Raw genomic sequence first — 10,595 nt, forward strand, 5'->3', positions numbered from 1 at the left:
AAGACTCATACACAACCTCCCACTCCCCCGTCCGCCGTCTTACAGAGGCGTCCTCGTATCTCAACTAATACCCCACTTAATAGAGCAGATTCGGAATAAACATCGTCAGTATCGGAACATAGGTAACGATCAGCAGAGCCACTAGAAGGGCAATGATAAACGGAATACATTCCTTCACAAACGTCGTCAGTTCACATCCCGTAATGGAACAGCAGGTGAACATCATCGAGCCGAACGGAGGCGTCAGTCCGCCAATCATGATATTTACGATACAGACAAGACCAAAGTGCACCAGATCCACGCCCAGGCCTTTTACTACGGGCACGAGCAGAGGAGCCAGGATAATCAGGGCCGCGCCGCCCTCCAGGAACATGCCTAGGAACAGCAGCAGAACGTTGATAATCATCAGCATTACATACTTGTTCTGTGTAATGCCGAGAAGCAGGCCCGTCAGCATCTGCGGAATGCGCTCCCAGCTCATATAGTAGCCGAACACGTTGGCAGCAACAATGATCAGGACAACCGTGCTGGTTCCTTCAATTGTCTCCCTGAGGACAACGGGAATGTGCGCCAGACGCAGATTCTTATAAACAAGAGAGCCAATGATAATACAGTATAAAACGGCAACGGCTCCGGCTTCGGACGGTGTGAACAGACCGATACGAAGACCCAGGATGATACCGAACGGGAACAGAAGCGCCCAGATGGAATCAATGGCCTGATGCCAGATTTCTCTGCCCGACGCCCTTTTTTCACGGCTCGGGGCATAATGTCTTTTCTTGGAAATGATATGTACCGTAATCATAAGGCAGATCGCCATGAAGATACCCGGCATATAGCCTGCCATGAAAATCTTACCTACCGAAACGCCCGCAATCAACGCATATACAATCAGGTTGATTCCCGGCGGAATAACCGGTGTAACGGCCGAGGACGCCGCTGTGATTGCAGCCGAGAACCCCCTGCTGTAACCCCTCTTCTCCATCTCCGGAACCAGCATCTTACACTGCATGGCCGCATCGGCGTTGGCGGAACCGGATACGCCGCCCATCAGCATACTGAGCAGTACGTTGACCTGGGCAAGTCCTCCCGGAAGGTGGCCTGTCAGCACATCGGCAAAGCTCATCAGCTTGGTACTGATTCCCGCGTAGTTCATAATGGAACCCGCCATTACGAAGAACGGAATCGCAAGCAATGGGAACGACTGTGTGCTGGTGATGAATTTCTGTAAAATCAGGTCGGTCGGTGAACCGGTATTCAGCACACCGAAGTAGAAAAGTGAAGATGCAAATAATGCATATGCGATCGGAATCCCTGAGAAGTACAGGATAAATACGATAAGAACCGGTAAAAATGCCATTTACTCTTCCCCCTTTCCAAATGTGCCTGTTTTCATAATCTGCTTGATGTCGTCGATTAAATGCCCCACGGAGTAAACCGTTGTCAGGGCGAAACCGACAATCAGCGCCGAGCTGACCCATGCGGATGATACCCCAAGTACCGCAGTCGGTTTTATATAAGACAGGCGTACAAACACCACGCTCAGATAAAAAAGATATCCGTTGGTAAACAGCAGAACAAAATCAACTAATATCCTTACAATATTCCTCATTGTATTCGGTAATTTATTGACCAGAATGTCAACCCCAATATGCATTCCCCTTCTGTAGCCGGCTGCCGCCCCCAGGAAAACACACCATACAAAGCAGCTTGTTGTCACTTCTTCGGTCCAGTAAAGACCGGTTTTCATAAAATAACGTAAAAATACGTTAACAAGGACGAGACTTGTTGTGATAGTAATAAAGATGGAGGCCAATATCTCTTCAAAATGTCCCAGCAGAAACTTCACTGTTTTATTCATACCATTCTTCCTCTCTTGTCAGGAACGCGCGTCACCTCCCGCGTCGAACGCGGGCTCCTGTGTGGAAATGATGACGGCGGAAAAAGCACGCCGTGCGGGCTTTTCATCGCAATCATCAAAAAGGGAGGGGCGCCAGGCCCCTCCCTGCGCTATTCCATTATTTTGGCATATTTGCAATTGATTCTCTGAATTTCTCATAGAGACCCGGAGTAACGTCTTTCATATTCTCATAGATAGGTGCCACTGCTTCTGCAAATGCCGCACTGTCAACTTCGTTGAAGGAAATTCCCATCTCTGTTTCCAGTTTCTGTTTTGTAGCTTCTTCGCCTTCGGAGATGTTCTTAACCATTGTCTCCGCACCCTTTGTGAACTCATCCTGGATAATGGTCTGGTACTCTGCAGGAATCTTGTTCCATACGTCTACGCTGATATATGCGCCGCAAACGCCTAAAAGATGTTTTGTGAGAGCCATGTTCTTGGCAACTTCGGCACTGCCGTTTGTTGCATATGCGTCGATCGTTCCTTCCAGTCCGTCTACAACGCCCTGCTGAACAGCGGAGATTGTCTCGGAGAAGGCAAGCGGTGTTGCCGTTGCGCCCATGTGGTTTAAGGTATCAACATATAACTGGCTGCCTGGTGTACGGATCTTCATGCCCTTTAAGTCTTCCGGTTTTGTGATGACTTTGTTGGTCATAAGGCTTCTGAAACCAAAGATGTAGTCAAGGGAGAGGATCTTGATTCCTTTTTCCTCTGCTCTCTTGAACATATCCTGTACTTCCGGTGTTCCGAGAAGATATTCATACTCGTCGTAGGTATTAACTAACATCGGTCCTGCCAGGATGTTGAAATCAGGCACATAGTCGCCTAAGTAGGACGGGTCCTCTACGGAGATGAAATCTGCGCCGCGGACTACCTGCTCAACGCCGTCTTTGTAGGTTGCAAGCTGGCCCTGAGGATAGGTCTGGATCTCGATTGCTCCGTTTGTTTTCTCAAGAATGCTTGCCGCGATGGAGTCCATCGTCTTTGTCAACTGCTCTTCCGGTGCAAATACATGGCTCAGCTTTAATACCAGATGGTAATCGTCTGCCGGAGCTGCTGCCTCCTGGCTGCCATCCGCTGCCTGGCCTTCTGCCTTCGGCGCCTGTGTCTCCGCCGGTTTCTTGGAGCCGCAGCCTGCTAATGATACGCAGAGAGCTGCCGCTAATGTCAGGCTCAGTACTTTCTTCATTTTTTTCATTTTTCTTCCTCCTTATATCTTAAGGGTTTATCCCTCAAGTCTCTCTTAATCCTGCATCTCTTTCCTGATTCTCGTCACGCGGTCCGGATAGTTGCCGATAACGGAATCCACGCCTCTTGCGATCATGGTCCTGATATCCTCTTCCTCGTTGACCGTCCATGTGTTGATTTTGATGCCCTGGCTCTTTACTTCCGCAATGATCTCTTCCGTCATGTTATAGAATATTGGATGGAGGCATTCCGCTCCGGTCCCCTTCGTGTAGCGGCCTGCGTCAATCAGCCATGTCTCCGTCAGAAGCCCGCATTCCAGTTCCGGGCAAATCTCCTTCATTCTTCTGATGCTGAAATGGTTGAATGATGATATAATAATCTTCTTCTCCAGCCCGAATTCGTGAATCAGCTCATAAACCTTCTTCTCAATTCCGGGATACTCAAAAATTCCTGTCTTCAGTTCGATGTTGGTTATGATAGGCGTGTCCTTTACCAGCTCGAAATATTCCCGGAGAGTGGGAACATGCTGTGGCTCACACTGGCCTGCGAATTTGAAGGACATGTCAAACTTCTTCAGCTCTTCATATGTATAGTCTCTTACATAGCCGGTCCCGTTTACACAGGTACGATCCAGTTTCTCATCGTGAATAATCACGACCTCGCCGTCCTTGGTCAGATGGACGTCCATCTCAATTCCGTCACAGCCCTCTGTCTGCACGGCTTTTTCAAAAGCCAGCATTGTGTTTTCCGGATAATTTCCACTGAATCCTCTGTGGGCAAAATTCTTTACCATGATACCCTCCTGCAGCTTGCGCTCCTGTTTATTTTCTCTGCTCCGACAAATGCCGCAGACCGGTCGTCTTATCTTTCCCCCGGAAATGCAGTTTCCGGGAAAAGAAAAAAGCGGTTCGACTAAAGCAGCTCACCTAAGTGAACTGATTCTAGTTTGCGCCGCTCTCCAACTCTCTGCTTTGTATTCATTTATCGAAATTATAGTGTAATCTTAACACTATCTCAACAAATAAGCAAGCATTTTTGTAGATATCATCCAGTTATTTTTGCAATCTCCGTCAATTTATGTAAATATTGACAAATAATTAACCATATTTATTTGTTCTTTTTGTTCTGCTTTTTCTTCTTTTTACGCTTCGACGGTTTGACCTCTTTCTCAATATCATAATCGTCCCGTTCATCCACACCCTTGTTGTATTCTCTCAGCTCTTCCAGCATGCCGTCGACCAGATCTTCGTGTTCATCAGCATCATCACCGTCTTCCGAGTCGTCGTCATCCGACTGGCAGCCACAGTCTTCCTGGTCGTCGTCGCAGTCTCCGTCTTCCCCATCCTCGGAATCGCAGGAATCTTCCTCTGTATCCTCCCCTTCATCCTCTGCACATTCACAGGGGTCTTCCCGATCTTCGCACTCCAAAACAGGTGTTTTTGCCGGATTTCCGTCAATTTTTTCACACATGGTTTCATGCTCCGAAGCCGCATCCTGATCCTCCTCAGAGTTGTCAATATCCAGCGGAAGGCCTTTCACCTTTTCCAGGATATCGACCGAGGCGTCAAACTCCATTTTTTCTTCCTTACAGTGCTCCTCTTTCTTAAAGGCAATACTGCCGGACAAGAACAGGGATGCTTTGGCGCTGACCGGGCCAACCATCTCATAAAGGACGGAGGACGAAAGGATGATGGTCAGCATCAGGTTTCCCGTCTCCGGCGGCAGAAGCCTCTGTCCGAGGAACGCCAGACCGATCGCGACACCGGCCTGCGGGATCAGGGCGAGACCCATATATTTACGTATTTCTTTGCTGGTTCCCATCACCATACAGCTGAAATACGTTCCCAGGTATTTTCCGACGATACGGATGATAAAATAGGCCACACCGATGGCTCCCACCGTGGACAGGGCCGTCACGTCCAGATTCATACCGGAAACGATAAAGAAGATGGACATGACGGGAGGCGTGAAGTTATTGATCTGCCGGAACAGCTTTTTGTCCTTGGTCAGATTAATGTACGCCGCGCCGAACACCATGCAGGATAACAACGGGGAAATATTGGCCGCCGCACAGATGCCCGAAAGCCCGAGCAGCATGGCTATGGCCAGAATCAGCCTGTTGTCTCTGCTTCTGGCAGGGATCAGCAGACGGCTTAAGAAGTAGCCGCAGAAGAATCCCAGGAAGATTGCGAGCAGATTCAGCAGGATCGGGATTATAATGTCGTTGGCGGACAGGGCTCCCGACGCCCTTCCATTGGCAATGGCCGCCACCACGCTGAAGGCGAGAAGACAGACAACGTCGTCCAGCGCCACAATCTGAAGCAGCGTGTTGACAAATTCGCCTTTTGCCTTATACTGGTTAATCGTCATCATCGTGCTGGCCGGAGCCGTCGCCGTGGCAATCGCGCCGAGAATCAGGGCGAAATCCCAGTCCAAATGAAATACAAACTTTAATATCACCGTCACAAGCACACCGGCCGTCAGGGCCTCACTGATTGTGATGACGATAATCTTTTTACCGGTCTTCATCAGCACTTCTTTTTTGAAGAATTTGCCGACGCCGAAGGCGATAAAGGCCAGAGCCAAATCGCTTACAAAACCCATGGAATCAATCATGTGCTGCGGAATAAAATTCAGGCAGCAGGGGCCGATCAGTATACCCGCCAATATGTAACCGCTCACTTTGGGCAGGTTCAAGGTATTGGTCAGCCTTGTCATGATAAACCCTGCAAATAGTATGATAGAAAGTACAAGAAGCGCTTCCGTCTCCTGACTTAACTGACTTAAAAATTCCTGCATCTTAACTCCCCCCTACATATAGTCTATTGCAAAAAACCGAAACGATTCAGCGCCTGCACGGTTACTGCTTTGCGATACATAACCTGCCTACCTTTACAGGAACTCCATCATTTCCCCCAGTGAATCAAAAATCGCATCCGGCTTTACGGAAGATTTCTCCACATCCTCCAGCTTTGTCTCCCCGGTCAGAACCAGGAATCCCTTAGCGCCGTTGTTGACGCCGGTAGCCACGTCCGTATAGATACGGTCTCCCACGAATGCCACCGCCTCTTTCTCCATTCCGGTATGGTCAAGAACCATATCCACCGTTTCTACGAACGGTTTTCCGAGATATTTGGGCTGCACTCCCGTGGAAAGTGCAATAGCGGCGCACATGGCTCCGCAGTCCGGTATAAAACCGCCCTCCACCGGGCAGTTGATATCCAGATGGGTGGCAAGGAAAACGGCTCCGTTCCTGATATGGGTGCAGGCGCGTTCCAGCTTCTCATAGGTCAGCTCCGTGTCAAATCCAATCACCACCACATCGGGTGTTTTCTCTGCATCGCTTCCCGTCCGGCCGTTCACAAGGTTGATTCCGGCCTTTGTGAAACTTTCTTCCAGCGCTTTTGTGCCCATCAGATAAACGGTTTTCCCGCCATAGAATTCTTTCAGATAGCGGATTGTCACATCTCCCGATGTGACAATCTGGTCTCTGGTTATATGGCAATCCATCTTCTCTAATTTGTGAATATAATTCTCCGGCGACTTTGATGAGTTGTTTGTGAAAAACAGGAATTTCTTCCCTGCCGCCTCTACGGCATGTATAAACTCCAAAGCCCCGTCGAGTCTTCTGTCTCCCAGATAGAACGTGCCGTCCATATCAAGTACAAACAGCCTGATTTCCTTCAGTATGTCCCTGTTTCCGGTCATTTCCTGTTCCTCCCGTCTGTTCCTGATGATACAATATGTATGCTGCTCTTTAAACCGCCTCCACTGTCTTTGTGGCAATGACGGAAACGCCGGTTCCCGCACAGTCTTCAATGATAACGTCGCCCATATGGACGGGCGCCTTCATTCTGACCGCCCTGATTTCCTTCATGATATCGAAGATTTTTCCCTTCGGGATATCTTCTTTCGTTTTTACGGATGCTCTTGTGAGAGTTCCGCCTTCCACAACGACACTGGAAGTCACGATACGGGTCGGGTTTGTCACTTCCTTTTTGGCGTATGCCTCACCCTTTGCACATGTATTGCCCGTTACGGTAATATTGTCCCCGTCTGTCGTAACGCTCACAGGGCAGCCCAAAGGACAGCCGATACAGATCAGATCTCTCTTTTCCATTACTCCACCTCCGTACAAATCACAATCTTCTCTAGATCAGGATAGTTTTTAAAGCTGTCTTTTTTCAGGATAACCTGCTCCATCTCTCCCGGGGCAAGAACTTTCTTCTTCCTCTTTGACACTCTCTCATCCCCGTAATATACGGATATGAAACGATCCTTGTATACATCGGCCACGCGGAAACGAACTACCACCTGGTCATTCATATTCTGAATATCAAGTGACTGCGGAACGGTATAACGGACGCCGTTTACAGCCTCTAACTTTACTTCTTTTCCCCGGCCCGGGGCAGTTCCGTTTTTCACATAGTCCGCGGCATTCTTTCCCGCCAGGTTTGCTTCCTCGGAAACATAATCCACCAGATCGTGTACGTGAAGGACATTACCGCAGGCAAATACGCCCTCGGCCTCCGTCTGAAGGTGGTCATTGACATTCGGGCCGGAGGTAACCTGGTTCATCGATACGCCTACGCCCTTGGTCAGCTCGTTCTCCGGAATCAGTCCTACGGAAAGGAGAAGCGTATCGCAGGAATAGAATTCTTCCGTTCCCGGAACCGGCTTTCTGTTTTCATCAACCTGGGCGATTGTGATGCCCGTCACTCTCTCCTTGCCATGGATTTCCGTCACCGTATGGCTGAGTTTCAGCGGAATACCGTAGTCGTCGAGGCACTGCACAATATTTCTCTTGAGACCGCCGGAGTAAGGCATCAGCTCCGCAACCACTTTCACCTTTGCGCCCTCAAGCGTCATACGCCTTGCCATGATAAGTCCGATATCGCCGGAACCCAGGATAACCACTTCCTTGCCCACGCTGTAACCCTCGATATTCATCAGTCTCTGCGCCGTTCCTGCGGAGAAAATACCGGCCGGCCGGTAACCCGGGATGTTGAGGGCTCCCCTCGGACGTTCGCGGCATCCCATTGCCAGGATGACGGCTCCGGCCTTGATTGTCGTAAGGCCTTCCTCTTTATTAATATAGGTCACTTCTTTTTCATTGTTGATATCGATTACCATGGTGTTCAGTCTATAGGGAATCTTTTCTTCCATCACCATTTCAATATAACGGGCTGCATATTCGGGACCCGTCAGCTCTTCCTTGAATGTATGAAGGCCAAATCCGTTGTGGATACACTGGTTTAAAATACCGCCCAGCACATTGTCCCTCTCCAGAATCAGGATATCCAATGCGCCTGCCCGACGTGCCGAAACCGCTGCAGCGAGGCCTGCCGGGCCGCCGCCTATAATTACAATATCATGATGCTTCATCTTAAGCTCCTCCTATTTATCACCCTTTAACAGTTCTGAACCGGCTCTGTTTTTGCAGATATCATCCATTGACATGCCCCGCTCCTTCGCGAGGATCTCCATCGTCCTCGGAGTGCAGAATCCGGCCTGGCATCTTCCCATTCCGGCGCGCACCCTTCTCTTGATTCCGTCCAGGGACACGGCTCCGAGCGGTCTTCTGATGGCGTCGACAATCTCACCTTCACTGATATTCTCACAGCGGCAGATGATAGTACCGTATTCCGGATGCTCTTTGATAAGCTTTGCCCTCTCTTCTCTCGGAAGCTCCGCCGCCTTGATAAATCCTTTTCTCGTTGCCTTGAAATCTGCTTTTTTCTCAGCTCCCGACGCTTCTGCAATCATTTCGGCCAGATATTTTCCAAGGGCCGGCGCACAGGAAAGTCCCGGGGACTCGATTCCCGCCGCATCGTAGAATCCCTTTGCATCCTCTGCTTCACCGATGATAAATTCGTCGTTCACCTCATGGGCGCGAAGACCTGCAAAGGAGGTGATTGTCTGTCTGAAAGGTATATTTTTAACGCTTAAAACGGACTTTGAAACGGTCTCCGCCAGTCCCTCCGCCGTTGTAGCGGTAGCCTCTTTGTCATCCAGATCGATTGCCGTAGGTCCTACCAGCAGATTGCCATGGACGGTCGGGGATACCAGAACGCCTTTTCCGTATTTGCCCGGAAGCTGGAAGATGGTATGGGACACATGGTTTCCCGCTTCTTTGTCGAGCAGGCAGTAATCGCCTCTTCTCGGAATAATCTGAAGCTTCTTCTCACTTACCATGTTGTGGAATACATCGGCGTAAACACCTGCTGCATTTACCACATATTTTGTTTCAATCTCGCCGTCCGCCGTGTTTAACCGGTAGCCGGAATCCGTTTTCTCAATCCTCACCACCTCGGTATTCATCCTGAATTCCACGCCGTTCTCATATGCATTCTCAGCCATCGCGATGGTCAGGCCGAAAGGACATACGATTCCGCCCGTAGGAGCATAGATGGCAGCCACCACCGTCTCACTCACATTCGGTTCCTTGGCTCTCGCCTCGTCCCCTGTGATAATCGTAATGCCCGGAACGCCGTTTTTCACGCCTCTCTCGTACAATGCTTCCAGGGACGGCATATCACTTTCGTCAAAGCAGAGCACCATGGAACCATTGCGTTTGAAATCGAATTGTAAATCCTTTGAAAGCTGCTCCATCATCTCATTTCCCTGTACATTCAGTTTCGCTTTCAGGGAGCCGTTGGCCGCGTCATATCCCGCATGCACAATGGCGCTATTGGCTTTGGAAGTACCTGAACAAACGTCTTCCTCGCGTTCCAGCAGGCAGGTGTGGAGATTATACCTGGATAATTCTCTGGCAACGGAACAACCTGTCACGCCGCCACCGATTACAACTACATCATAGATACAACTGCTCATTCTTCTTCTCTCCTTTTACATTTGTTATGACGGCGCCAGTCAGAAACATCGGCAAATCCGCCGCCAACGGTAACAAAAAGCGCACTTTACAGACTTTTTACCACCAATAAACAACGAAAAGCACGCTTCGCGAACTTTTCATTGCCATTCAACAAAAAGAGTAAGGAAACAAAGTGTCCGAAGACACTTGATACCTTACTCTTATCTCTCATAGGCTTTTATTTATTTAACCTTATTTTAACCAATTTATGATTTAATGTCAATATTTATTTAGTTGGGATGCAAGGACGCCTCTGTAAGATAGCGGACGGGGTGGAGGCTAGGTGGTTGAGTCTTCAGTCCCGGTTGGGTAGGGATAGTGAAGAAGAATCCGGGAGAAAAAATCCCTGCGGGGACTCGTTTCCGCTTGTGGAATGCGAGCGGATGCTAAATCAACCAGAACAGGCGGAATTTCTCCCGTATCCGAAGAAACGTAGTGGTCGCGCCAGTCCCCTTCCCACTTGAAGAAATAGAACAGTTCAGCCGCCGCAGGCCGGAGTTCGGGATGGCAAAAACCTACGCGTCTTCAGTCCCGGGCCATAACCTGCCTGTGGGGAAGGAGGGAGAAAAAGATTCCGGAGGGAACCTGGGAGTTCATCAGCACTTAGGCGGCGTCTTTCAGACGCCTTAGTAC

9 protein-coding genes are annotated in these 10,595 nt (G+C 49.5%); all 9 read right to left on the minus strand.

Going from position 1 to position 10,595, the window contains the following annotated elements:
- Positions 1–76: 76 nt before the first annotated feature.
- Complete coding sequence (locus tag QZT18_RS22550; protein WP_294151811.1) at positions 77–1,360, minus strand: TRAP transporter large permease; 1,284 nt, start codon at positions 1,358–1,360, stop codon at positions 77–79.
- Entirely contained in the window at positions 1,361–1,861 is a 501-nt protein-coding gene (locus tag QZT18_RS22555; RefSeq protein WP_294151815.1) for a TRAP transporter small permease, read from the minus strand.
- Between the two features lie 157 nt (positions 1,862–2,018).
- Positions 2,019–3,098, minus strand: coding sequence for a C4-dicarboxylate TRAP transporter substrate-binding protein (locus tag QZT18_RS22560; protein WP_294151820.1), 1,080 nt, complete (start codon positions 3,096–3,098; stop codon positions 2,019–2,021).
- A 45-nt stretch (positions 3,099–3,143) separates the two neighbouring features.
- Positions 3,144–3,881, minus strand: coding sequence for a glycerophosphodiester phosphodiesterase (locus QZT18_RS22565; RefSeq protein ID WP_294151822.1), 738 nt, complete (start codon positions 3,879–3,881; stop codon positions 3,144–3,146).
- 314 nt (positions 3,882–4,195) lie between these two features.
- Complete coding sequence (locus tag QZT18_RS22570) at positions 4,196–5,887, minus strand: cation:proton antiporter (RefSeq protein WP_294151825.1); 1,692 nt, start codon at positions 5,885–5,887, stop codon at positions 4,196–4,198.
- A gap of 93 nt (positions 5,888–5,980) precedes the next feature.
- Entirely contained in the window at positions 5,981–6,796 is an 816-nt protein-coding gene (locus tag QZT18_RS22575) for an HAD-IIA family hydrolase (protein ID WP_294151827.1), read from the minus strand.
- 49 nt (positions 6,797–6,845) lie between these two features.
- On the minus strand, positions 6,846–7,208 hold the full coding sequence (locus tag QZT18_RS22580; protein ID WP_294151829.1) for a DUF1667 domain-containing protein: 363 nt from the start codon (positions 7,206–7,208) through the stop codon (positions 6,846–6,848).
- Positions 7,208–8,473 (minus strand): NAD(P)/FAD-dependent oxidoreductase, encoded by a 1,266-nt coding sequence (locus tag QZT18_RS22585; RefSeq protein ID WP_294151831.1) that lies wholly within the window; start codon positions 8,471–8,473, stop codon positions 7,208–7,210. Before QZT18_RS22585 ends, QZT18_RS22580 begins: the two co-directional genes overlap by 1 nt.
- 12 nt (positions 8,474–8,485) lie before the next feature.
- Complete coding sequence (locus tag QZT18_RS22590) at positions 8,486–9,910, minus strand: NAD(P)/FAD-dependent oxidoreductase (protein WP_366925958.1); 1,425 nt, start codon at positions 9,908–9,910, stop codon at positions 8,486–8,488.
- Positions 9,911–10,595: the final 685 nt, after the last annotated feature.

Origin of the sequence: uncultured Clostridium sp. (assembly GCF_900547735.1) — a bacterium.
In the GTDB taxonomy this organism is placed as follows: domain Bacteria; phylum Bacillota; class Clostridia; order Lachnospirales; family Lachnospiraceae; genus Otoolea.